24 protein-coding genes and 2 other RNA genes are annotated in these 21,040 nt (G+C 51.9%); 8 read left to right on the top strand and 18 right to left on the bottom strand.

All coding sequences use genetic code 11. The annotated features are described in order from the left end of the window. Window positions 1-18: 18 nt before the first annotated feature. The 3 genes from ACI0CA_RS07315 to ACI0CA_RS07305 form a co-directional block, all read right to left on the bottom strand. Window positions 19-1,071, bottom strand: coding sequence for a Gfo/Idh/MocA family protein (locus tag ACI0CA_RS07315; RefSeq protein ID WP_395506412.1), 1,053 nt, complete (start codon window positions 1,069-1,071; stop codon window positions 19-21). A gap of 15 nt (window positions 1,072-1,086) precedes the next feature. Then, a complete protein-coding gene (locus tag ACI0CA_RS07310; protein ID WP_308448286.1) occupies window positions 1,087-1,998 on the bottom strand; it encodes an AraC family transcriptional regulator in 912 nt (303 codons plus the stop codon). A 107-nt stretch (window positions 1,999-2,105) separates the two neighbouring features. Further along, the gene (locus ACI0CA_RS07305; RefSeq protein WP_308448285.1) at window positions 2,106-2,609 is read right to left on the bottom strand and encodes a MarR family winged helix-turn-helix transcriptional regulator; all 504 of its coding nucleotides are present in this window, start codon (window positions 2,607-2,609) and stop codon (window positions 2,106-2,108) included. Between the two features lie 172 nt (window positions 2,610-2,781). On the opposite strand from ACI0CA_RS07305, the gene ACI0CA_RS07300 reads away from it, so the two are divergent. Next, window positions 2,782-3,495 (top strand): nitroreductase family protein, encoded by a 714-nt coding sequence (locus ACI0CA_RS07300; protein ID WP_308448284.1) that lies wholly within the window; start codon window positions 2,782-2,784, stop codon window positions 3,493-3,495. Between the two features lie 3 nt (window positions 3,496-3,498). Continuing rightward, window positions 3,499-4,335, top strand: coding sequence for a deoxyribonuclease IV (locus ACI0CA_RS07295; protein ID WP_308448283.1), 837 nt, complete (start codon window positions 3,499-3,501; stop codon window positions 4,333-4,335). Between the two features lie 77 nt (window positions 4,336-4,412). Here ACI0CA_RS07295 and ACI0CA_RS07290 read toward each other — a convergent pair whose 3' ends face one another. The 7 genes from ACI0CA_RS07290 to ffs form a co-directional block, all read right to left on the bottom strand. Continuing rightward, window positions 4,413-5,162 carry an HNH endonuclease gene (locus ACI0CA_RS07290; protein ID WP_308448282.1) on the bottom strand — a complete coding sequence of 250 codons (750 nt, stop codon included), beginning with the start codon at window positions 5,160-5,162 and terminating at the stop codon, window positions 4,413-4,415. A 268-nt stretch (window positions 5,163-5,430) separates the two neighbouring features. Beyond that, window positions 5,431-5,778, bottom strand: a transfer-messenger RNA (tmRNA) gene (gene ssrA / locus ACI0CA_RS07285). Between the two features lie 27 nt (window positions 5,779-5,805). Continuing rightward, a complete protein-coding gene (gene smpB / locus ACI0CA_RS07280) occupies window positions 5,806-6,270 on the bottom strand; it encodes an SsrA-binding protein SmpB (protein ID WP_308448281.1) in 465 nt (154 codons plus the stop codon). A gap of 75 nt (window positions 6,271-6,345) precedes the next feature. Next, the gene (gene recR, locus ACI0CA_RS07275) at window positions 6,346-6,948 is read right to left on the bottom strand and encodes a recombination mediator RecR (protein WP_308448280.1); all 603 of its coding nucleotides are present in this window, start codon (window positions 6,946-6,948) and stop codon (window positions 6,346-6,348) included. Then, window positions 6,948-7,298 carry a YbaB/EbfC family nucleoid-associated protein gene (locus ACI0CA_RS07270; protein ID WP_343284304.1) on the bottom strand — a complete coding sequence of 117 codons (351 nt, stop codon included), beginning with the start codon at window positions 7,296-7,298 and terminating at the stop codon, window positions 6,948-6,950. The genes recR and ACI0CA_RS07270 overlap by 1 nt, the downstream gene beginning before the upstream one ends. A gap of 32 nt (window positions 7,299-7,330) precedes the next feature. Beyond that, window positions 7,331-8,938, bottom strand: coding sequence for a DNA polymerase III subunit gamma/tau (gene dnaX / locus ACI0CA_RS07265; RefSeq protein WP_343284303.1), 1,608 nt, complete (start codon window positions 8,936-8,938; stop codon window positions 7,331-7,333). A 63-nt stretch (window positions 8,939-9,001) separates the two neighbouring features. After that, window positions 9,002-9,099, bottom strand: an RNA gene (gene ffs, locus ACI0CA_RS07260) — signal recognition particle sRNA small type. Between the two features lie 204 nt (window positions 9,100-9,303). On the opposite strand from ffs, the gene ACI0CA_RS07255 reads away from it, so the two are divergent. After that, a complete protein-coding gene (locus tag ACI0CA_RS07255) occupies window positions 9,304-9,816 on the top strand; it encodes a GNAT family N-acetyltransferase (protein WP_308448277.1) in 513 nt (170 codons plus the stop codon). Between the two features lie 145 nt (window positions 9,817-9,961). Here ACI0CA_RS07255 and ACI0CA_RS07250 read toward each other — a convergent pair whose 3' ends face one another. The 3 genes from ACI0CA_RS07250 to ACI0CA_RS07240 form a co-directional block, all read right to left on the bottom strand. Beyond that, a complete protein-coding gene (locus tag ACI0CA_RS07250; RefSeq protein ID WP_446806381.1) occupies window positions 9,962-11,335 on the bottom strand; it encodes a sodium-dependent transporter in 1,374 nt (457 codons plus the stop codon). Window positions 11,336-11,511: 176 nt separating this feature from the next. Then, a complete protein-coding gene (locus ACI0CA_RS07245; protein WP_308448275.1) occupies window positions 11,512-12,390 on the bottom strand; it encodes an N-acetylmuramoyl-L-alanine amidase in 879 nt (292 codons plus the stop codon). Window positions 12,391-12,394: 4 nt separating this feature from the next. Further along, entirely contained in the window at window positions 12,395-12,853 is a 459-nt protein-coding gene (locus tag ACI0CA_RS07240; protein ID WP_308448274.1) for a phage holin family protein, read from the bottom strand. A 186-nt stretch (window positions 12,854-13,039) separates the two neighbouring features. Here ACI0CA_RS07240 and ACI0CA_RS07235 point away from each other — a divergent pair, with 186 nt between their 5' ends. Together ACI0CA_RS07235 and ACI0CA_RS07230 are read left to right on the top strand one after the other, a co-directional pair. Next, window positions 13,040-13,447 (top strand): TM2 domain-containing protein, encoded by a 408-nt coding sequence (locus tag ACI0CA_RS07235; RefSeq protein ID WP_308448273.1) that lies wholly within the window; start codon window positions 13,040-13,042, stop codon window positions 13,445-13,447. Between the two features lie 23 nt (window positions 13,448-13,470). Then, a complete protein-coding gene (locus ACI0CA_RS07230) occupies window positions 13,471-14,598 on the top strand; it encodes a DUF2974 domain-containing protein (protein WP_308448272.1) in 1,128 nt (375 codons plus the stop codon). Between the two features lie 213 nt (window positions 14,599-14,811). On the opposite strand, the gene ACI0CA_RS07225 is transcribed toward ACI0CA_RS07230, so the two are convergent. After that, window positions 14,812-15,639, bottom strand: coding sequence for an alpha/beta hydrolase (locus ACI0CA_RS07225; protein ID WP_308448271.1), 828 nt, complete (start codon window positions 15,637-15,639; stop codon window positions 14,812-14,814). A 125-nt stretch (window positions 15,640-15,764) separates the two neighbouring features. Here ACI0CA_RS07225 and ACI0CA_RS07220 point away from each other — a divergent pair, with 125 nt between their 5' ends. Beyond that, a complete protein-coding gene (locus ACI0CA_RS07220; RefSeq protein ID WP_308448270.1) occupies window positions 15,765-16,085 on the top strand; it encodes an MGMT family protein in 321 nt (106 codons plus the stop codon). 53 nt (window positions 16,086-16,138) lie between these two features. On the opposite strand, the gene ACI0CA_RS07215 is transcribed toward ACI0CA_RS07220, so the two are convergent. Both ACI0CA_RS07215 and ACI0CA_RS07210 read right to left on the bottom strand, forming a co-directional pair. Beyond that, on the bottom strand, window positions 16,139-17,059 hold the full coding sequence (locus ACI0CA_RS07215; protein ID WP_176820012.1) for a glycoside hydrolase family 25 protein: 921 nt from the start codon (window positions 17,057-17,059) through the stop codon (window positions 16,139-16,141). A 57-nt stretch (window positions 17,060-17,116) separates the two neighbouring features. Next, window positions 17,117-18,085: a TIGR01212 family radical SAM protein gene (locus tag ACI0CA_RS07210; RefSeq protein ID WP_308448269.1), complete on the bottom strand. Its 969-nt coding sequence runs from the start codon at window positions 18,083-18,085 to the stop codon at window positions 17,117-17,119. 47 nt (window positions 18,086-18,132) lie between these two features. Here ACI0CA_RS07210 and ACI0CA_RS07205 point away from each other — a divergent pair, with 47 nt between their 5' ends. Both ACI0CA_RS07205 and ACI0CA_RS07200 read left to right on the top strand, forming a co-directional pair. Beyond that, window positions 18,133-18,717, top strand: a complete 585-nt coding sequence (locus ACI0CA_RS07205) for a GNAT family N-acetyltransferase (RefSeq protein WP_412586367.1) — start codon at window positions 18,133-18,135, stop codon at window positions 18,715-18,717. 71 nt (window positions 18,718-18,788) lie between these two features. Then, complete coding sequence (locus tag ACI0CA_RS07200) at window positions 18,789-19,256, top strand: MarR family winged helix-turn-helix transcriptional regulator (protein ID WP_417107115.1); 468 nt, start codon at window positions 18,789-18,791, stop codon at window positions 19,254-19,256. Window positions 19,257-19,307: 51 nt separating this feature from the next. On the opposite strand, the gene ACI0CA_RS07195 is transcribed toward ACI0CA_RS07200, so the two are convergent. Continuing rightward, a complete protein-coding gene (locus tag ACI0CA_RS07195; protein ID WP_418548085.1) occupies window positions 19,308-20,165 on the bottom strand; it encodes an RluA family pseudouridine synthase in 858 nt (285 codons plus the stop codon). Next, window positions 20,165-21,040 carry a polyprenyl synthetase family protein gene (locus tag ACI0CA_RS07190; RefSeq protein ID WP_417073066.1) on the bottom strand — a complete coding sequence of 292 codons (876 nt, stop codon included), beginning with the start codon at window positions 21,038-21,040 and terminating at the stop codon, window positions 20,165-20,167. Before ACI0CA_RS07190 ends, ACI0CA_RS07195 begins: the two co-directional genes overlap by 1 nt.

Below are 21,040 nucleotides of genomic sequence, written 5' to 3'. Positions count from 1 at the left end.
TCTTAATGCACAGGGAGTTTAGCCCAGCGTGATCTCTTTGTGCTGCTCGGAGGAATCGTAAATCGCCTGCATCATCTGTGCCGTGATGATAACGGTATCGATGTGAGACGGCAGCTTCTTGCCGGTCTTGATGCAGTCAATGAATGCGTCAATCTCGTTCTGGAAGTGGTCGCGCATCTTAAAGACAGGCTTATACTCCGTGAGTGCACCGTACTCGGAGCTGTAAACGGTGAAATCCTTGCCGTACTGGAGACGGATGCCACCCTTATCGCCCATGAAGTCGATGTAACACTCGTTTTCGCCGATGTTCTGCGCCCAAGCGCCGTGCAGAGAGATGACCGGGCCTTCGGTACGGATCATGCCGACAACGGAGTCGTCCACGTCGTAGGTGCCGTCGTACTTCGGGGGACCTGCCCACATGTCGGTGTATGCGTAGCCCTTCATGTCCTTGCCAAGCTCGCAGAAGGCTTCACCCGTAACGGTCTTAACCTTCGGGTCACCGCAGCAGTACATAACGATATCAAGGTAATGCACACCCCAGTCAATCAGAGCACCGCCACCTGCAATCGCCTTTGTGGTGAACGCGCCGCCGAGGCCCGGAATGGAGCGGTGTGCACGGAAGCTGGCATGTACATGGTAGATATTGCCGAGCTTGCCGTCGTCGATATACTTTTTGATGAGGTTCACGCTGTCATTGAAGCGGTTGACAACGCCGATGTTGAGCACTTTGCCGGTCTCGTGCTGAACCTTCTGCATCTCAAGGGCTTCCTTGTAGGTTCTTGCAGCCGGCTTCTCGCACAGAACATTCTTGCCTGCGCGCAATGCGTCAATGGAAATGGTCGGGTGAACATTGTTCGGGGTGCAGACGGAAACAGCTTCAACTTCCGGGTCTGCCAGGACATCGTGATAATCCACAACAGCGGTGCCGCAGCCGTACTTTTCAACGGCAGCCTGTGCGCGCTCCGGGATGATGTCGCAGAAATACTTGATTTCTGCCTCCGGGTTGTTCATGTAAGACGGGATGTGCGCTGCATTTGCGATCGTACCGCAACCAATAACGGCAACTTTCATTGGAATACAACTCCTTTAAGAATTTTCTGCGGGCTGCGGAAGGTTCTTTTTATCCTCCTCGGCCCATTTTTTATATTCACGCGGCGCCATGCCCACATATTTTTTGTAGGCGCGGCTGAACGCATGGATCGATTTGAAGCCCATCAGCTCGGCGACTTTTGTAACGGAATATCCCTGGCGAAGATACTCGTTTGACTTTTCAAAGCGCCGCTTCGTGTGATAGGATTTCAGGCTTTCGCCCGTAAACGCAGAGAACTTCTGCGCAATATGGGTATAACTGTACCCAAACTCCGCACTGAGCGCGCTGAGATTTTCCATGGACTCAAGGTGCACATCAATGTAATTGATGACATCGTAGACGAGCTTTTCATCGGAATTATTGCTGCCGCTCAGTAAGTAGTTTTTGTAGAACTTTCGGCTGAAAATGCGGTATACGCCGCAGATGATCTCCTGCATGTACGCTTCAATCAAAAGGTTCGAGAGTACGTCGTCCGAAATGAATTCGGAAAGCACGCGCATGAACGTGTCCTGTAAGCTGACCGCGTTATGAAACTGCACCTGCTCGTTCGTATCGAAAAAGCTCTTAAGCTGTGCAATCTTCTCATTTACGATCGGCTCTACAAAATCAAAGCCGAGATAAAAGAAACGCAGCGGTTCGATCTCCGCCGAGATGATGTTGTGCATCTGTCCCTTGCGCACAAGGAGCAGGTCACCCTTCTGCATGGTGTACACCGTATCATCTACATAAAATGCACCGGTGCCGGAAAGCACGTACGTGATTTCGTAGACCGCCTGTTCGTGCTCAAAGGTCTGGTAACCTGCTTCGCAGCTTAAGTCCCCGATCTGATACAGAACATATGGCCCGTACAGCATATCCATACCGGCGTATGTATTATCGAAGTGAAATTTTGCCCGATTGACCGGCATTGTGGTATCGCCTCTGTGTTTACGCCCTTATTATAATGAAAGAACGCAGGAATGTATTTGATATTTTTTGCAAATCAGATGGTAAAAAACACAACCTTACCAGAAAATCAGCTTTTCTTCGCCTCTTTTTCAATGGCATCGAGCTCCCGGCACAAATGGCCGAACAATTCGCCGCTCACAACATTCTCGCTCTCGCCCGTCATGTTGAGCGTCACGCGATCCAAAAAAGAGGAAAACACTTCAAGCTCTTCTTCCGAAAAGCCCTGAAACGCCACCGCGTCGATCTGGTCTAACCGCTCGCGGCACATGGCACAGGCCCTTTGCCCTTCTTCTGAGATATAAAGCCGCTTGCAGCGTAAGTTTTCGGCATCCACTTCTTTTGTGAGATACCCCGCCTTCTGCAAACGCTTTGTAGAGAGCGCAATGGAGGCCGGGCTGACACGCAGATGGTCTGCCACCTGCACCTGTGTACACCCGGGATTTGCCGCAATGAAATCCAGCACAGGCATCTGGCCGAAATACAGACCATGCTCCTGCGCCCCACGCCGATGCGCAAGCTGTTGCACAAGCTCCAGCTTATGTAATTTTCCCATCAGTTCATGCAATTCCATAGCCGCACTCCTCATACGCCTCTTTGATATTATTATAACCCCGCTGTTAAATTTGTCAACCCATAGTACCGTTTTCCCGTGCACTTCGGCTCTATATTTTTCTTTACACAGATGCTTTATTGTGCTATACTGTTAGCAGCTTAATTACAACAATTTGGAAGGGGTCTAAAAAATGAATGAAACGATTCAAGTTTTGATGAACCGCAAGTCCGTCCGTGTTTTTGAGGATAAGGAGATCTCACCCGAAATCAAAGATATTATCCTTGCCGCTGCCATGCGCGCACCGACCGGCGGCAACTGCATGCCGTACTCCATCATCGACGTGACGGATCAGTCCATTAAGGATAAGCTTGCCGAAACCTGTGATCATCAGCCGTTCATTGCACAGGCGAAAATGGTGCTCATTTTCTGTGCAGATTACCACCGTTGGTACAGAAAGTTCAAAATGGCGGGCTGCGAAAACATTCCCGCGCCGGAGCTCAGCAACATGGTGCTTGCAACGGAAGATGCCGTCATCGCCGCACACACAGCCTGCATCGCCGCGGAAAGCCTCGGCATCGGTTCCTGCTATATCGGCGATATTGTGGAGAACTTCGAGATTCACAAAGAGCTTTTAAACCTGCCCCCGCAGGTCGCGCCGCTTTGCATGCTGGTCTTCGGCTATCCCACCCAGCAGCAAAAGGAAAGAAAGCAGACAACTCGTTTTGCAAAGAGCTCCATCGTGTTTGAGAACCGGTATCGTGAACTTTCTGAAGAAGAGCTGCTCGAAATGATGCCAAACGACCGCACGAAGGCGTTCTATAACCGCAAATATGTTTCCGATTTTGCGCAGGAAATGGTGCGTTCCACAAAAGAGATCTACAAAAACTGGAACTCCAAGGAATAAGCCATGCTGCACATCGGTTGTCATCTTTCTGCCTCTAAGGGCTACTACGCCATGGGCAAAACGGCACTTTCCATCGGCGCGGATACGTTCCAGTTCTTCACGCGAAACCCGCGCGGCAGCCGTGCAAAGCCGCTTGATCTGAACGATGCACAGAAGTTAAACGAGTTAGCGGCGGAAAACCACTTTGCCGTGCTGCTCGCCCACGCGCCGTATACGATCAATCCCTGCTCCGCAAACGAAGACACCCGCACATTTGCCCGCGAAACGATGCAGGATGATTTGAAGCGTCTGGAAGCCACACCGCACAATCTCTATAACTTCCACCCCGGCAGCCACGTTGGACAAGGCATCGAGACCGGCGTCACACAGATCAGCGAAACGCTGAACGCCATTTTATCTCCCGAACAGACCACCACGGTTTTACTCGAGACCATGGCAGGCAAGGGCACGGAAGTCGGCTCTCATTTTGAGGAACTCCGTGAAATTCTGGACCGCGTAACGCTCTCCGACCTCATGGGCGTGTGCCTCGATACCTGCCACGTGTTCGATGCCGGGTATGACATTGTAAACGACCTCGACGGTGTGTTGACGGAGTTTGACCGCGTGATTGGGCTTAACCGTCTGAAAGCGGTACACATTAACGACAGCATCTTCGGGCTTTCCTCTCACAAAGACCGCCACGCAAAGATCGGCGAGGGCAAGATTGGCACGGAAGCGTTCCGCCGCATCATCAACCACCCTGTCCTGCGCCGCCTCCCCTTTTATCTCGAAACTCCAAACGAACTCCCCGGCTACAAAGCCGAAATTGAACTTTTGAGAGCGATGGTTGAGGAGAGCTAAAAAAGCTTATATTTTAATTAAAAAGCAAAAGAACACAAATCGTTTTAAACTAACTGCTCACGATTTGTGTTCTTTCTTTATGTCGTTCTTCTATTCCCCTTTCTGCCATTACATTTTGAACACAGCACCTGCAAATTAGACGCAACCGTTTTTCCGCCTTTTGAAATCGGAATAATATGGTCGATTTGGAGTCCTACTCCATCCGGCATGTACTTTCCGCAATTTTGACATGTATAGTGATCCCGTTTCATGATCTGTTGGCGTAACTCTTTTGTCATCTGTCGCCGCTGATCTCGACTATGGTATTCTTTCAGTGTCGCTTCAAACCCTATTCTCTCTAATTTTCTATGACGTTGTACAAGCCAGTCCCAATCAACAGCTATTTCAGAATCAAGCACGGACACTTTATAGGATGTCTTCACGTAATTTTGCTGTCTGTATCTTGTTTGATCTCTAACCGTTTTAAAGCGAAAAGCAAAATTGTCATCTATGATTTCATAAAGCTGGCGAGTACGCCTCTTTTTCAATATACAAGTTTGAATGTAACTCTCCGTTCTTTTCTTCCAATTTATGATCGTATTATGGTGTTCCACTATACAATTCCAGCCAAATTCACTACACAAATATTTATCTATATAATCTTCAATGTCTACATTTCTCTTCCGAGATACATCAAAAGAACGCACAAAATATGGATAATGAAAAGGGTTACGCAATATTCGGTATAAACCATAAATCACAAGGAAAATCGCCATTAAAGCTGCAACGATCACCAATACATTCGACATAGAGCTTTGAAAATGATATGGCCACTGTTTCATCACCATATCTCCTTTCCACATGCAAGTACTATCTAAAATGCGACTTTAATCTTAAATTCATTATAGTAAATCCACCTAATAACTGTCAAGTGAAATACTGCTCCTTCATCGCAATGTGAAAACAACTTGCAGTTGTTATTAAATTCGCCCTTAACGCGCGCAGTGCATTTCACTGCGAAGCAATTTTACAATAACCGCAGGTTATTATTTCACTCGCCGCAAGGCAAATTTCACTGAAAAAGGTCTTTGTCAAAAATGACAAAGACCTTTTTTCTGGTGGAGATGGCGGGAATCGAACCCGCGTCCGAAAACCGGTTACCGGGGCTTTCTACGAGTGTAGCGGCTCTTTTGACATTCCCTCCGCGCACCGCCGAACAGCAGGCTTTGCGCATCAGTAGCCTTTAGATCATGACAGGCTTAAAGGCGTGGGCCCGTTCACGTGCACCGCTAAGTGACGCTCTTATCCCGTCCGCGGTCCTACGGGTAAGAACGGCTGCTTAATTAAGCAGCAACAGCAACTGTATTGTTGTCGTTTAATTTTAGGTTTGCGGATTTTATAGCGGTCCCGCACCGCTACTCGCTTACCAGGGCTTCCAGTCCCCGTCGAAACCTTTACATCCCCATATAAAAAGCGATATTGCTATCGCTTTTATCTGTTTTTCTCTTTCAGCGCACGCTGAATATCGCGTTGGGCATCACGCGCGGCCATATCGGCACGCTTATCGTAGAGCTTTTTGCCCTTGCACAGACCGACCTGCACCTTCACCCGCGAACCCTTAAAGTACACGGAAAGCGGAATGAGCGAATAACCGACGGTTTTGGAAAGGCCAAAAAGCCGCATGATCTCGCGCTTGTGCATGAGCAAACGGCGCACCCGCATGGGGTCGCGGTTAAAGATGTTGCCCTGCTCATACGGGCTGATATGGCAGCCGTTTAAGAGCATTTCACCGTCCACAACAGAGCACCACGCGTCCTTTAAGTTGCATCTGCCCTGCCGCAGCGATTTCACCTCTGTGCCGCAAAGCTCAATGCCCGCTTCAAGGGTCTCCTCCACAAAGTAGTCGTGGTAGGCCTTTTTGTTCTGGGCAATCGTTTTAAATTCTGTTTTTGCCACTTGGCCTGCCTCCTTCTGCTTTGTGTGTGATTTACTATACACCACTTTCACGGTTTTGTCAACGCGAAACCGATTTTACAGCTCCTGTCTGCCCTCAATGGCGCGGGAAAGCGTCACTTCATCAGCATATTCGAGGTCGCCGCCGACCGGGATGCCGTACGCAAGACGCGTTACGCGGATACCGAGCGGCTTTAACAGGCGCGAAATGTACATGGCGGTCGCTTCGCCCTCAACGGTCGGGTTCGTCGCCATGATGACCTCCTGCACGGTGCCGTCCTGCACGCGACGCAAAAGTTCTTTTATTTTGAGCTGGTCCGGCCCGATGCCGCCAAGCGGCGAAATGGCACCGTGCAGCACGTGGTAGGTCGCATGGAACTCATTTGTGCGCTCCAGCGCGAACACGTCGCGTGGGTCTTCCACCACGCAGATAACCGAGCGGTCTCGGCTTTCATCGCGGCACACGGGGCAAAGGTCGCCGTCCGTCAAATTGCAGCACACGGAGCAGTAATGGATCTGCTCATGCGCGTCGATGATCGCCTGCGCAAAGCTTTCGGCATCCGCTTTATCCATGTTGAGCACGGCATACGCAATGCGCTGTGCGGACTTATGCCCCACGCCCGGCAAGCTCTCAAATTTATCGACGAGCCGTTCGAGCGGCGGTACGTGATAACCGGCCATTAGAGGATGCCCGGAAGGCTCATGCCGCCGGAGATTGCGCCAAGCTTCTCCTCTTTCTCGTTTGCGGCTGCGCGCAGTGCTTCGTTGACGGCAGCAGCGACGAGGTCGCCGAGCATCTCGGCATCATCAGGGTCGATGACCTCCGGCTTGATGTCGATATTCTTTACTTCCATTTTGCCCGTTACGGTTGCGGAAACGGCTCCGCCGCCTGCGGCCGCGGTGTATTCCTTCGCTTCAAGCTCCGTGGTAATCTGCTCCATCTGCTCCTGCATCTTCTGTGCCTGGCGTGCAAGCTGCTGCAAATTTGCGGCTCCGCCGCCGCTCATACCCTGCGGTAAACGTGCTTTCATAGTTAAGACTCCTTACTGTGTGGTTTTTAAATTTATTTTTCTTCGATCTCCACGCCGGCTTCGCGCATATCGTGCAAAAAGGCGTCGAGCGGATCTTTCGGTTTTTCGCCGTCCGCTGCGGGCGGCTTATAAGGGCCGAGTTTATACACCCGCCCGGTCACCTGCTGAATGGCCTCGCGGATCTTTTCTCTCTGGCTGGCACGTTTCAAGAGATCAAACGCAATCTGCGGCGCTTCGATGAGCATGTAGTCGCCGCTGATGTACGCCGCTGAGCCCTTGAACGCCGACGCCACCGACTTTGAGTAATTTTCCATATAGCCGATAATGTCCGACCAGCCGTCGAACGGCTGCGCATTTTTTGCAAGCTCCTCTGTGGACTGCGGCTTGTCCTTTACCGCGGGCTGCACAGGTGCGTTGTTCTGTGGTGTCTCGGGCTGTTGTACCGGTGCTGCCGGTGCTTCAGCCGCGGATACACTCGGTGCCGGGGTGATGGGACGGCGCAGGCCGCCGCGCTCCAAAACTTCAATGCGGCGCAAGAGTGCTGCGGGCGAGGTATCCATTTCCGGCGTGCAAAGACGGATAAACGTCATTTCCATTTCCGTGCGCTTATTCATGGTCTTCATGCGCGACTGCGCGGACTGGAACGCATCGAGCGCGTGCAGAATCGTTGAAAGCTCCATGGAAAGCGCCGTTTTGGTCATGGCTTCCAGCTCTTCGCCAACGGCATTTACAAGCCCGCTTGCGTCCTTCATCGTTTTGATGAGCATCAAATTGCGAAAAAAGCCCGCAAGCTCCTCGCACAGCCTGCCCATGTCTTTGGAAGACTTATACAGCGCGTTGATCTTTTCGAGTGCCGCGGTGCGGTCGCCCGTGCGAATGCACTCGGCGAGTTCAATTAAGTGCCCACGCCCCGCAAGGCCCGCCGTTTCCGCAACGAGCCCATACGTCACGTGCCCGTCGCTGCGACCGATGCACTGATCCAAAATGGAAAGCGCGTCGCGCATGCCGCCGTCTGCCGTAACGGCGATGAGCATCGCGGCATCGTGGTCGATTGTCACATTTTCCTGCGTGCAGACCCACTCAAGGCGCCCTGCGATGTCCTCCGGTGCGATGCGGCGGAAATCAAAACGCTGACAGCGCGATAAAATCGTCGGCAACAGCTTATGGACTTCGGTCGTCGCCAAAATGAAAATGACGTGTGCGGGAGGTTCTTCGAGCGTTTTTAAGAGGGCATTGAACGCCGAAACGGAAAGCATGTGCACCTCATCGATGATATATACGCGGTATTTCGCCGTAGTCGGCGTGAAGTTGGATTCTTCAATGAGCGCACGGATGCTGTCTACGCCGTTGTTGCTCGCGGCGTCCAGCTCTACAACGTCCAAAACAGAGCCGTCATCCAGTCCTCTGCACACGTCGCACTTGCCGCATGGATCGCCGTTTTGGGGATCCATGCAATTGACCGCCTTCGCCAGAATTTTTGCGCAGGTCGTTTTTCCCGTGCCGCGCGAGCCGGTGAACAGATATGCGTGCGAAATGCGCCCGGCCATCAGTTCGTTTTTTAACGTGACCGTCACCTGCGGCTGACCGACGACATCGGAAAACTGCTGCGGACGATATTTTCTGTATAACGCTTTATACAAACGGCGGCGCTCCTTTCTTTGTGAGTGATAAAAGAAAAAGACGCTTGGAACGTAGAATATGTGAACGGACAGGCAGCCTGCATCGCACCAGACGATCCGCTTAATGCTGCTCGGTCCCCCGCCTGACATGGTTCACGGTGTCTCGCCGCGCAGACCTGTCCGCTCGCATATTCCACGGTATATTCCAACCGCCTTGGCTTTTTCCGTGCGCGGAACATACTTGACCGCGTACTTTAGTATTATACACGTTTTCCCTTGAAAAGGCAAGCAAAAAATCGTATAATTTTGTATATGTTCATATTTGTAACGCGCACATGGGATTTTTTGCAGATTCTGCGCGGCAAAACGGGAAAGGATGAAAGAAAATGAAGATCAGAAATGCAGAGCTCTGTGACCTGCCCTATCTGCTTGAGATGCTAGAAAACGCGAAAGCTTCGCTGCGGGCGCTCGGCATCGACCAGTGGCAAAACGGCTACCCGAACGAAACCACCCTGCGTGAGGACATTCAAAATAGAATCTGCCGTGTTGTGATAGACGACGAAAACAATATTCTTGCAAGTGCCGCCGTGTATGTGGGCGACGAGCCGACATACCACGAAATTTATAACGGCGCGTGGCAGACAGAAAACAAAATCTACGGCATCGTGCACCGCATTATGGCGGCAAAAAGCGCCAAGAACCGCGGCGCAGCATCGTTTTTGATGACCTACTGCGCGAAACTCTCGCTTGAAGCGGGTGTCACCTCCATGCGATGCGATACGCATCCCGGCAACATCATCATGCAGCACACGCTCGAAAAGAACGGTTACATTCGCTGCGGCATCATTCACCTTACGGACGGCGCAGACCGCTTTGCCTACGAAAAAGTTCTGAAATAACGCACAACAGACACAGGCCCCGGCGAGCATGACAAAACGCTCGCCGGGGCCTCGCTCATTCTATTTTGTTATTTCTTTCGTCCGGTAAAATGACACCTTGCGGCATCATCGAAGCACGCGGCTTTCGTCGCGCCGGTCAAAATGCTTACATAGAGATCAGGCCGAATGCGTTCATGACAGAGCTGATAAGGATGATGGCTGCAAAGACCGGGCAAAGATACTTGATCATCATGACGAAGATCTTCTTTCTGCGGAACGTGCCGCCTTCTTGCGCCATTTCTTCTTCAATACGGTCTACACCGATCACGCGGGAAACGAGCAGGCAAGTCGCAATAGCCGCAATCGGCATCATAACGGAGTTCGTTAAGAAATCGAAGAAATCGAGGAACTGCATGCCGAGAATCTTTACGGCATCAAGCGGGCCGTAGCCGAGCGAAGACAGCGTGCCGAGCACGAGCATGATGATGCCGATAACAACGGTCGACTTTTTGCGGTTCCAATGGAGTTCATCTTCAAACGTGGAAACGGCGCTTTCCGTCAGCGCAATAGAGCTTGTGACCGCCGCAAACAGCACGAGCACGAAGAACAGAATGCCAACCACCGTGCCGAGGCCCATGCTGGCGAACACCTTCGGAATCGTGATGAACATCAATGACGGGCCCGCCTGCAAGGTGTTCGGGTCGCCGCTGGAGAACGCAAAGACCGCCGGGATGATCATAAGGCCGGCCATAATGGCAATGGCGGTGTCGAAAATCTCCACATTGCGTGTAGAGTCCTCAATGGACGTTTCTTTTTTCATATAAGAGCCAAACGTAACAAGGATGCCCATGGCGATGGACAGCGAATAGAACATCTGTCCCATGGCGGAAACGACCGTCATCCAGGAGAAATTCTCAAGGTTCGGCACAAGGAAATACTGAATACCCTTCAGTGCGCCGGGACGTGTGACGGAATAGATTGCGATGATGACAGACAACACGACAAGGATCGGCATCATGAATTTCGATACACGCTCAATACCGTTGCGCACGCCGGCAAAAATGATGGTCAGCGTGATGAGTGCAAAAACGATAAAGCAAATTTCGGCGGACACGCCGTCCGAGATGAACATCGAAAAATATCCATCCTCCGCAAGCTTTGTTCCGTTGCCGCAAATGTACTCAAAAAGATATTTGATGACCCAGCCGCCGATAACGGAATAATAAGGCACAATCAGGATTGGGATAATGGCGTTAATCCAGCCGCCGGCTTTTAATGTATGCGACTTTGTGAACGATGCATATGCACCCACAGGGCTTTTGCGCGTCATGCGGCCAAGCGATGTTTCTGCCACGATCATCGTGTAACCGAACGTCAGCGCAAGCAAAATGTAGATCAAAAGGAAAATGCCGCCGCCGTATTTTGCCGCAAGGTACGGAAATCGCCAAATGTTGCCAAGACCGACCGAAGCGCCGGCCGCAGACAGCACGAACCCGAGTTTACCCGAGAACATGCTGCGATTACTGTGATGTTTCTTCATTACTTCTCCACCTATTTTCTGCGAATATTCAAACACAGCCGCCGGTGAAACCGTTTTCCCCCTTCAGTTTCACCGGCGTGCTGCATCAATACGTTTAGCATACCACATGGGCCGCAAAAATGCAATATCTTGCTTTCACAAATTCATTTTGCGTTTTCTGTTTATATTATGCCTTATCATCGGCGCTGCGCTTTTTTCACCCAGTCGAGTGCGACCCAGCCGCCGGCTTTGAGACGTCCCCAGCCTTTTGCAGAACCCACACCTGCGCTCTCCTCTACAACCGTATAGCGCTTCGTGTCTGTGATCTGCCCCTGCACGTCATAATTCGTACCCGGACCCTTGCGGATATTGAGCGCATCTGCAGCGTCCTTGCGCACTGTATACGCTTTGAACGGTTCATACATAATTTTGCCATTTGAGGCATACACTTTATAACCCACAGGGCATGCGTTTTTCGCATTTTCCAGCATTGCATACGCGCCGATCTGGCTTTTTGCGTCCGACCAGCTTGTCCGCACGCGGTAAAGCTGCTTTGGCACGGGTTTCGCACCAGTCTTTGTCTCCTTTTTGTCGTCCTTCATTTCGCTTTCAATCATTTTAAAAAACCGCGCCCAGCCCTTGTCGAGCGTTCTATGCGGGCAATATTTGCCGTCGAAGTCCTGATGCTTCTTCACATGCGAAATATCCCATTTGCGCTCGGTGAGCAGCTTTGCGATATACTCCGCCGCGTTCTTCTCGGCTTTATCGAAACGCGTGCCGCCCGAAAGCGAATAGCAAATCTCGATATGAATACCATGTGCATTGCCATCACGTTGGCCCGCTGCGAATGCGCCCTTGTCGAGCGGTATGCCGATGACAATCTCTTTGTCATCGACCGCCGCGTTAAACGACGTAGAGCTGTCGTTGCGAATCATATACGCGACTTCATTTGCGGCGGAAGCATCGTTTGCCGTGTTGTGGACGACAATGTACTTCATGTCCTTAGCGCAGGACTCCACCGGCACTTTCAAATCGTATTTTGCAGAAGATAATAGATTTTCGCGGATCGGTACCATAAGATCACTCCTTCTTCCCATCACTTGCACCCGATTCATCCGCCACGGTGCGACGGAGCCGCCTTAAAATGCGCTGCAAACGCGGAAACCCCGGCACGCCGATGGCCGCAAGATTTTCCATGACGGAAATGAGCTCGTTGATCGTAAGCCACACGGTGACGAGCATGCCGAAAAACAGCTTTACATCGAGCGTGATGCCGGCCCCGATGACTGCACCGCGCAAAAGATAATCCACCGCCGCACCGACTGCGACCATGACCATATAGCAAAGCTTTTTGAGTATCCCCTTAATACCGAACTTGGAATTTAACTCGGCGCGGATATACGCTTTGATCATGCCGGTGATATAATCGAGCAACATCACGCCGAGCAGCACGAGCATCGGCACCGCAAGCGTACCGAGGTACGACACAAGTCCCGCGCCGAGCACGGCCACCGTCGTCTTTAAAACCGTCTGTTTCATCAAACCTTTACCCTCCTTCCCTGCATATTGGGACATGCACAGCGCTTTGTCCCGCGGCATACTATGACAGACGCGCTGCTTTTGTGCGCGGCAATCAGAAAAAGCGGTGAAACACGTTGCGGAATGTCAAAATCTGTGTTATGATTTCGGTGGACAAACATTCAAATATACAAAGGAGATTTTCTTATGGTCTGCAAAAATTGCGGTGCAAATATTCCGAACGGTGAGCTTTTTTGCCCAAACTGCGGCACGTGCACCGAAAACGCGAAATTCTGTAAATACTGCGGCGCGGTCATCGGTGCCGACTGCGTGGTTTGCCCCGCATGCGGCAGGCAGGTAGAGCCATTGCAGTCTGCCCAACAGCCCCAGCCTGTTTATGTAAACAACAATGTCACTTACGGTGGTGTGGCAAAAAGCAAATGGGCAGCGTTTTTCCTGTGCCTGTTTTTAGGACTCATCGGCGCGCATAAATTTTATGAGGGAAAGATTGGCATGGGTGTTTTGTATATCTTCACCGGCGGCCTGTTCGGCATCGGCGCGTTCGTCGATCTCATCGTCATCCTCTGTAAGCCCGGTCCCTATTATTACGTTTAACTTTCTCAGAAAGGCGGCGTACTATGCCAAGCATCCTTGAATATGCAGAAACCGAATTCTCGCCTTTGGCAGAAAAACCGTTTACGGATGTAGACAGCCTGCTTTTATCACAGTTTTCCTACATGAATCTGAGCGCGTTTGAAGACGAGCTTAAATGCGAAAACAAAATAGAAATTCGAGAGCTTTTAAAGGCAGAGCGCTTTGAAAAGTTGATGTTCCACGTACGCGATACCAAAAGCAACATGAGGCTTTTGTACGCTATGGCGTCAAGCCCGCGCTGGCGCAACATAAAAATCGGCAACTTCGTTGAAAAGCTGTGTGACCAGTCAGAGGAGCAGTTTGCGGCCATCACTGTATACCTCGATGACGACCACGCCTGCGCCGTATTCCGCGGCACGGACGCCACGCTTGTCGGCTGGAAAGAGGATTTTAACATGGCATTTCTGCCCGTCATCCCCTCGCAGGCCGATGCGGCAGACTATGTGACAAAGCTCGGCGAAGGTTTTCCCGGCAAACTGCTTTTGATGGGCCACTCCAAAGGCGGCAACCTTGCAGCCTACGCGGGCATGTTCTGCGACCCGGAAATTCAAAAGCGTATTGAGCGCGTCTACCCGCTCGACAGCCCCGGTTTCATCGGCAACACGCTCGAATCCGAAGAATATGGGCGCATTCAAAGCCGCGTACATAAAGTCATTCCGAAAGGCTCGCTCATCGGCATGCTGCTTGAAAATCACGGTGCATACTCCGTTGTGGAAAGCAACCAAATGGGCATTATGCAGCACGACCCGTTCTCGTGGCAGGTGACGGACGGTGCATTCCATACGCTGGAGGAAATTTCCAGCGGCGCAAAATACATGAACCAAACACTCAACAGCTGGATCACCGGCATGAGCATCGACGAGCGCATACGCCTTGTCGATGTACTCTACGGCCTTTTGACCGCCGGCAATATTGAAAACGTATTTGACGCTGGCGACATTCAAAAGAACATCGGCGCTATCTACAACGCCGCCGTGCACCTCGACCCCGAAACGCGGTCGTTCGTTTTGCAGATCATCCGTCAGCTTGCGGGCTTTGCGTTGCACAACATCCCCCACCCAAACGTCCCGGAAAACCTCAATATCCTGCCCGGCAATAAAACGCAGAATTAAATTTTCATAGAGTAAAAGCCACCGTTTGCGGCAAGCCTTGCGCTTCACCGTTTCGATGGCTTTTACTTTATGTTTACGAATTTGCAAGCTGGCGGCGATGAGATCCATGATCGTGATGGAATTGAGCTGCATCGTTAGCACATTCATCGTGATCTTGCGGAATTTTTCAGATTTCTCTTCTGCATCATCCGTTCCCCTGTTTTCTGTTTTGCTTTATTTCACGTTTCCGCTGTTGATGCCCGCGCCTGTTCTATTAAGCGGCAGCCAGTCGAGCACCTTTTTGATGTACGTATCCCAGAATACCCAGTCGTGCTTGCCGGGGCCCTCCACATACGTGAGGTCAACACCGTTTTCGTTGAGGAAATCACGGAAATCGCGGTTTGCGGTGACGAGGCCGTCCTCCGTGCCGCAGCACAGGTACATTTTCGGTACGGGTCTGCCCTCCTCCTTCAGCTTCAAAAGCAGCGCCTTCGGGTCTTTGTCGCTGCCCTTCACCTTGTCATATTCACCGAAAATTGACTCGTAATAGTTGCGGCGGAATGTGAAGATCGGCGCGGAGTTGTCCGCGTCCTTCCACGTATCGTGCACGAGCGCGGCGGAAAGACCGATGACACAGCCAAAGTTTTCCGCATACTTCAGGCCGTTGCGGATTGCACCGTAGCCGCCCATGGAAAGACCCGCAATGAACGTATCCTCGCGCTTGTCGGAAAGCGGAAACAGCTTTCTTGTGAACTCTACAAGCTCCTTGCCGATGAACTCGCCGTACAGCTCGCCGCTCTTTTCGTCGTCGAGGTAGAAGCGGTTTTCACCGGAGGGCATAATGACCGCAAGGTCGTTTGCCTCTGCCCACGCCTGAATGCGCGTGCCGTTCACCCAGTCCGTATAATTGCCGAAAATACCGTGCAAAAGGTAAAGCGTCTTCAGCGGCTTCTGCTCTGCGTTTTCCGCCTGCGGGCCGAACTTATCCACCGGGATAATCGCATTGAACGTCACCACGCGCATGAGGCACTTCGAGATAAAATTCACTTCAATAATAGCCATATCAACAACTCCGTTTCAATTTTGGTTTCGTTATATTTCATTATAATCAATAAAAACCCTTTTGTAAAGACTACTTTTATGCTATACTGTACAAAACGGTTTGAAAGCAAAGGAAGTTGAATACGATGAACGATTTTTCCGAGCGCGTGTTTCAGGTGGTGCGCGAGATCCCGCGCGGCAAGGTGACAAATTACGGCTTCGTGGCATTTGCGGCGGGCAACCCGCGGGCCTCGCGCGGCGTGGGCTTTGTGCTGCACCGCAACACGGACCCCGTAAATACGCCATGCCACCGCGTAGTGTTCAAAGACGGCTCTCTGTGCAAGGGCTACGTTTTCGGCGGCCCCGATGTACAGCGCGAAAAGCTCGAAGCCGAGGGCGTGCAGTTCCTGCCCGACGGCCGCGTAGACATGAAAGCCTGCGGCTGGTTCGGCGAAAACGAAGAATAACAAAAAGGTGCCTGACCAAAATGATCAAGCACCTTTCGTTTTTACTTTTAAAATCAGCCGTAGTTCTTAAAGCTGACGTTAATATCGACTGCCGCGTCGATGCCCTGCACCTGCGCGTTGTCGGAATACTGCCACAGGCCGAAGTTATAGTAGAACGCCGGCACGCTGCGGTATTCCGCAAGCCAGAACTCAAAGTCCTTGAGCTGCTCTAAGTCATAATAGTTATAGCCAAGACTGCGGTTGAAGTACACACCTGCGGTGTAGCCCGCTTTCGCGATTTTTTTGCAGAACGCCGAAGCATAACTCGTAATCTGCTCGCCCGTGGCATCTGCCGTGCGAGAGCCGTCTACGCTCGTCTGCTCCCAGTCAAAGACGACGGGGTAATCGACGGACTTATTCTGCAAAAGCTGGAGCACATAGCCCGCTTCCTCCTCCGCTTCGGTAACAGAAGTTGCCTGCGAGAAGAAGTAGATGCCCACCTTTACGCCTGCGTCCTTCGCACCGGTGTAATTATCGGCAAACTTGCTGTCTTCGTTCAGCTTGCCGCGCGTTGCACCGCGGTAGCCTGCGCGGATCATCGCGAAATCGATGCCGCTCGCTTTGACGGCTGCCCAGTCGATATCGCCCTGATAGTCGGAAACGTCGATGCCGAGGCTCGCGTTCGCGTCGTCATACGTCACAAGGCCGTTGTCATTTTTAAACTTCGACTGGTCGTATGTATTGAGCGGCACATTAAACTTCGGAATGGTGATCTCACCCTCGTAAAGATCCTGAATGACAAGCTTGCCGTCCTCCGTCACCGCGGAAGATGTGCCGTTGCCGGTGCTCTGCCCGTCGGATTTCCCGCCGAACGCGGATAGGAGCGATAAAATGACCACGACCAGAATGAGCACGCCGGCCGCGCCAAGGAAAATCAAACGGCGCATTTCAAAAGAACGCGCGTCGCTATGTTTATTTGGAGCTTTATTATTCATAGTAAAATTACCTTTCATAAACGAAATCACAGCGTAAACTGCACACCGTGTTCGGATTTATTCTATTATACGCATTTTCTGTCCTTTTTGCAAGCCATTCGGCGAATAAAGTCTGCCTTGCCAAGTATTTCCCACTGCCATCTCGTGGTCTATCGTACCGAGTACGCGGATTTTATCGCGGCTCCACAGGGGTGCAAGCAGCTTTGTTTTGTCACCGTCGCCCGTAATGCGTTCGATGACCGTTTCGGGCGGCAGCACCTCCAGTTGACGGATTACGACGCGCACATAGTCCTCAAACGTCATCGGCGTGTATGCGCCGCTTTCGTATAAGCCCGCAAGCTGCGTGCCGCGAATGACGTGTAAAAGATGAATTTTCACACCGTCCGGGCGCAGCTGTGCAAGGTCTTCGGCGGTCTTTATCATCTCCGCCTCCGTCTCGCCCGGTAAGCCGTCTATGATATGCACGCAAACGCGAATATTGTTTTCGCGCAGGCGCAGAAATATCTCTCTAAATACCTCGTATTTATATCCTCTGTGAATACGCGCAGCCGTCTCATCATTACTGCTTTGCAGGCCCAGTTCCACGGTGAGGTGCGTTTTGCCGTTCAATTCTTTTAAAAGCGACAAAACATCCTTCCCGATGCAGTCCGGGCGCGTGGCAATCGACACACCGTAAACGCCGAATGCAAGCGCTTCTTCGTATAACGTCCTGAGCTTTTCAACCGGCGCATAGGTGTTTGTGTGCGTCTGAAAATACGCGATGATTTTACTTTCCGGCGACTTTTTATGAATACGCACTTTTTCCGCTTGCAGCTGCTCCGTTACGGAAAATGCCTTATCCTGCGTAAAATAGCCGCTGCCGCCGTCGCAGAAGATGCACCCGCCCACGCCGCACGTGCCGTCTATGTTCGGGCAGCTCAGCCCGGCATCGATCACGGCCTTTTGGGTCTTGCAATTCTGCACCCGGTTGTGATAAGCTAATGTATGATACCGTTTGTTATCAAACGTATACGGAAATGGATTCAAAGTAAAGCTCCTTTGCTTGGTCCAAAATAATAATAGGAGTTGAGTATTTGTTACACATTAAAAAGCTGAATTTAGACGAAATTCGCGAAATTTACAACGCATATATGCACGAGGCATTCCCGCCGAGCGAGCTGCGCCCCTTTGCAAGCATGAAAATGCTCTACAATAAAAACTGCTACCCGTGCTACGGCTTTTACGACGAAACCGATTCACTCTGCGCCTACGCCTATTTTTCGTGCACGGAAAACGGCAAATACGCCCTGCTCGATTACTTTGCTGTCAGAAAAGACCTGCGCGGCACGGGCATCGGCAGCAAGACTTTTCCCCTGCTGCGCACAGAAATGAAAGACCGTGACGGTCTTTTGCTCGAAGTGGAAAGCGTTGAGAGCGCCGAAGCCGAAGAAGAAGTCAACATCCGTCGCCGCCGCATCGCGTTTTATGAGCGCTGCGGGTGCGAAATGACAAAAGCCAAAAGCCTTTTGTACGGCGTGGATTTCAACATACTCGTGCTGCCCATCGCGCAGCCCGTGCCGGAAGCGAAAGTCGTGCTGCATGAGCTCGAAAACATTTATCACGTTATGTTCGACGACGAACTGTATAAGCGCGTCTGTCACCCGTTTATCGCGGAATAAGCGGATTTTTGAATTGACTTTTTCACACAAAAGCCATATAATAAAGCCATAAACCATACGGAGGTGTAAGCATGCCGGAAGAACAGAAAACAGCAGAAACCGAACAGGAGCGCCTTGCGGATTTTCCGCGTGATCTAAGCCGCAGCTTCACCTATCTGCACCGCCAGCGTAAAAAATATATGGATGACCGTCTGCGCGGCTACGGCTTTGTAGGTGGCATGCCGATGATTCTGCTTTACATCAACCGCCACCCCGGCACCACGCAGGACGCCATCGTCTCACACATGTATATCGACAAATGCACCGTAGCACGCCGCACAAAACGCCTTGACGAGCTCGGCTACATTTCGCGCGAAACCGGCAAGGAAGATCGCCGCGAAAACAACCTCTACGTCACGGAAAGCGGCGAAAAGCTCGTGCCCGTCATCCGCGAGATTTTGCGGGATTGGGCCAAAAGCGTCACGCGCGACCTTTCCGATGAAGAGCGCATTTTACTCATCACACTGTTAGACCGCCTCATCCATACGGACGTGGAATAAAATTTCACTTGATATGGACTACCCCGCAGTTTTAAAGCTGCGGGGTGTTTTTCATTGAAAAAGCTCCGGGAAACACGCCTTTTGTTCCGCCGAAAAATCCGTCTCGACCGTTTTATCGATGTCGAGCGCCGGGCATAAAAGATGCACTGCACGGCAGCAGAGCATCTGGTGCTCCGTTCTGTCCAAATGCCCGCCGTAAAGGTCGTCCCCCGCCACGGGATGCCCAAGGTGCGCCATGTGCACGCGAATCTGGTGCGTGCGCCCGGTTTTCAAATGGAAGTCAACGAGGCTGTACCCGCCGCTCGTTTTCACCGTTTGAAATTCCGTCACGGCTTCGTCTCCGATGCCCGCGCAGCGTTCCACCTTATGCCCCGGATTTAACCCGATGGGCACGTTCACACACCCGCTTTCGGGCGTTTCGCCCTCGCACACGGCTCGGTACGTTTTCGTCAGCTTTGCGTTTGCGGCAAATTTGTTTTTCGCCAGCACCAGTGCGCCGGTCGTATCCCGGTCTAAGCGGTACAGCGGCCGAAACACAAAGTCCGGCGTATTTTGAAAATACCACGCCGCCGCATTTAAAACGCTGTCGCGGTCGTGCCCCGGCGAGGGGTGCACGGGCATATTGTACGGCTTATCGAGCACTAAAAAATCCTCGTCCTCATATAAAACCGCAAACGGCAGGTCGGCTTTTTCATACGCTTCGCCCGTTTCAAGCAGCGTCAAAGTCAGCGTATCGCCGGCTTTCAAAACTGCATTGCTGTGCACGGGTTCGCCGTTTTTAAGCATCTCTCCCTCATATTTCAGCGCCGTTAAAATGCGTGCGGAAAACCCTAAGTACCGCCGCACGAACGTGCGCACGTCCATGTTTTCCTGTCCGCAGTCGATGACGAACTCCAGTGTGCGTTTCATTACTTGCTGCGCGTCGCGAGCTTTTCCGCAAACTCGTGCAGGAACGTGCTGTCCGCGTCAAACGCGTCAAGCGCATGAAGCGCCTTTTCGGTATGCTCATCGACGAGCGCCTGCGCTTTTTCCACGCCCAAAATGGAAACATACGTGCAGCGCGCGTTTTGTGCATCCACGCCGATATTCTTGCCAAGCTCCTTGGCGTCACCGGTCACGTCCAGAATATCGTCGCGGATCTGGAACGCCAAACCGATGTGCAGCGCGTATTCCTTTGCTGCATTGATCTGCGTTTCGTTCGCACCCGCCGCAATGCAACCCATCATGCATGCCGCCATGATGAGGTTCGCGGTCTTGCCGGTGTCTTTTTCGCACAGCTCATCGAGCGAAACGGTGCGGTTTTCGGTTGCAAGGTCAATGCACTGGCCGCCCACCATACCGTGCTCGCCCGCGCAGCGCGCAAGCACCGCCGCCGCATACGCAGCGCGTTCCATGCCGACATTTCGGAATGCTTCACTGCTCAGCGCCGTTTCAAATGCTTTTGTCAAAAGGCCGTCACCCGCAAGCAATGCGTAATTTTCACCGTAGACCTTGTGGTTAGAGGGCTTACCGCGGCGCATATCGTCATTATCCATGCACGGCAGGTCATCGTGGATGAGCGAATACGCGTGTACCATCTCCACGGCACACGCAAACGGCATCGCCATGTCTTCATCGCCGCCGCACAGCTCGCAGAACGCAAGCGTTAAAACGGCGCGCACACGCTTGCCGCCGTTTAAAAGCGAATAGCGCATGGCGTCGGTCACGGTCTCGGAAAGCGAGCCCTTGCGCTCCGGCAAAAAATGATCTAAGGCTTTTTCAATGCGTTTTACCCTGTCTTCCAT

This window comes from Hominenteromicrobium mulieris (assembly GCF_046197855.1).
GTDB lineage: Bacteria > Bacillota > Clostridia > Oscillospirales > Acutalibacteraceae > Hominenteromicrobium > Hominenteromicrobium mulieris.
Note: the sequence above shows the minus strand (reverse complement) of the source record. Positions and strands in the feature narration are given on the sequence as shown.

Excerpts from the sequence above, each read along its gene's own strand:
- ACI0CA_RS07240 (WP_308448274.1), bottom strand. The coding sequence starts at position 12,853 with ATGAAACAGACGGTTTTAAAGACGACGGTGGCCGTGCTCGGCGCGGGA.
- ACI0CA_RS07215 (WP_176820012.1), bottom strand. The coding sequence starts at position 17,059 with ATGAATAATAAAGCTCCAAATAAACATAGCGACGCGCGTTCTTTTGAA.
- ACI0CA_RS07235 (WP_308448273.1), top strand. The coding sequence starts at position 13,040 with ATGGTCTGCAAAAATTGCGGTGCAAATATTCCGAACGGTGAGCTTTTT.
- ACI0CA_RS07270 (WP_343284304.1), bottom strand. The coding sequence starts at position 7,298 with ATGAAAGCACGTTTACCGCAGGGTATGAGCGGCGGCGGAGCCGCAAAT.
- ACI0CA_RS07245 (WP_308448275.1), bottom strand. The coding sequence starts at position 12,390 with ATGGTACCGATCCGCGAAAATCTATTATCTTCTGCAAAATACGATTTG.
- ACI0CA_RS07295 (WP_308448283.1), top strand. The coding sequence starts at position 3,499 with ATGCTGCACATCGGTTGTCATCTTTCTGCCTCTAAGGGCTACTACGCC.
- recR (WP_308448280.1), bottom strand. The coding sequence starts at position 6,948 with ATGGCCGGTTATCACGTACCGCCGCTCGAACGGCTCGTCGATAAATTT.
- ACI0CA_RS07200 (WP_417107115.1), top strand. The coding sequence starts at position 18,789 with ATGCCGGAAGAACAGAAAACAGCAGAAACCGAACAGGAGCGCCTTGCG.
- ACI0CA_RS07290 (WP_308448282.1), bottom strand. The coding sequence starts at position 5,162 with ATGGTGATGAAACAGTGGCCATATCATTTTCAAAGCTCTATGTCGAAT.
- ACI0CA_RS07190 (WP_417073066.1), bottom strand. The coding sequence starts at position 21,040 with ATGGAAGACAGGGTAAAACGCATTGAAAAAGCCTTAGATCATTTTTTG.
- ACI0CA_RS07310 (WP_308448286.1), bottom strand. The coding sequence starts at position 1,998 with ATGCCGGTCAATCGGGCAAAATTTCACTTCGATAATACATACGCCGGT.
- ACI0CA_RS07225 (WP_308448271.1), bottom strand. The coding sequence starts at position 15,639 with ATGGCTATTATTGAAGTGAATTTTATCTCGAAGTGCCTCATGCGCGTG.
- ACI0CA_RS07220 (WP_308448270.1), top strand. The coding sequence starts at position 15,765 with ATGAACGATTTTTCCGAGCGCGTGTTTCAGGTGGTGCGCGAGATCCCG.
- ACI0CA_RS07255 (WP_308448277.1), top strand. The coding sequence starts at position 9,304 with ATGAAGATCAGAAATGCAGAGCTCTGTGACCTGCCCTATCTGCTTGAG.
- ACI0CA_RS07300 (WP_308448284.1), top strand. The coding sequence starts at position 2,782 with ATGAATGAAACGATTCAAGTTTTGATGAACCGCAAGTCCGTCCGTGTT.
- ACI0CA_RS07195 (WP_418548085.1), bottom strand. The coding sequence starts at position 20,165 with ATGAAACGCACACTGGAGTTCGTCATCGACTGCGGACAGGAAAACATG.
- ACI0CA_RS07250 (WP_446806381.1), bottom strand. The coding sequence starts at position 11,335 with ATGAAGAAACATCACAGTAATCGCAGCATGTTCTCGGGTAAACTCGGG.
- ACI0CA_RS07230 (WP_308448272.1), top strand. The coding sequence starts at position 13,471 with ATGCCAAGCATCCTTGAATATGCAGAAACCGAATTCTCGCCTTTGGCA.
- ACI0CA_RS07305 (WP_308448285.1), bottom strand. The coding sequence starts at position 2,609 with ATGGAATTGCATGAACTGATGGGAAAATTACATAAGCTGGAGCTTGTG.
- ACI0CA_RS07315 (WP_395506412.1), bottom strand. The coding sequence starts at position 1,071 with ATGAAAGTTGCCGTTATTGGTTGCGGTACGATCGCAAATGCAGCGCAC.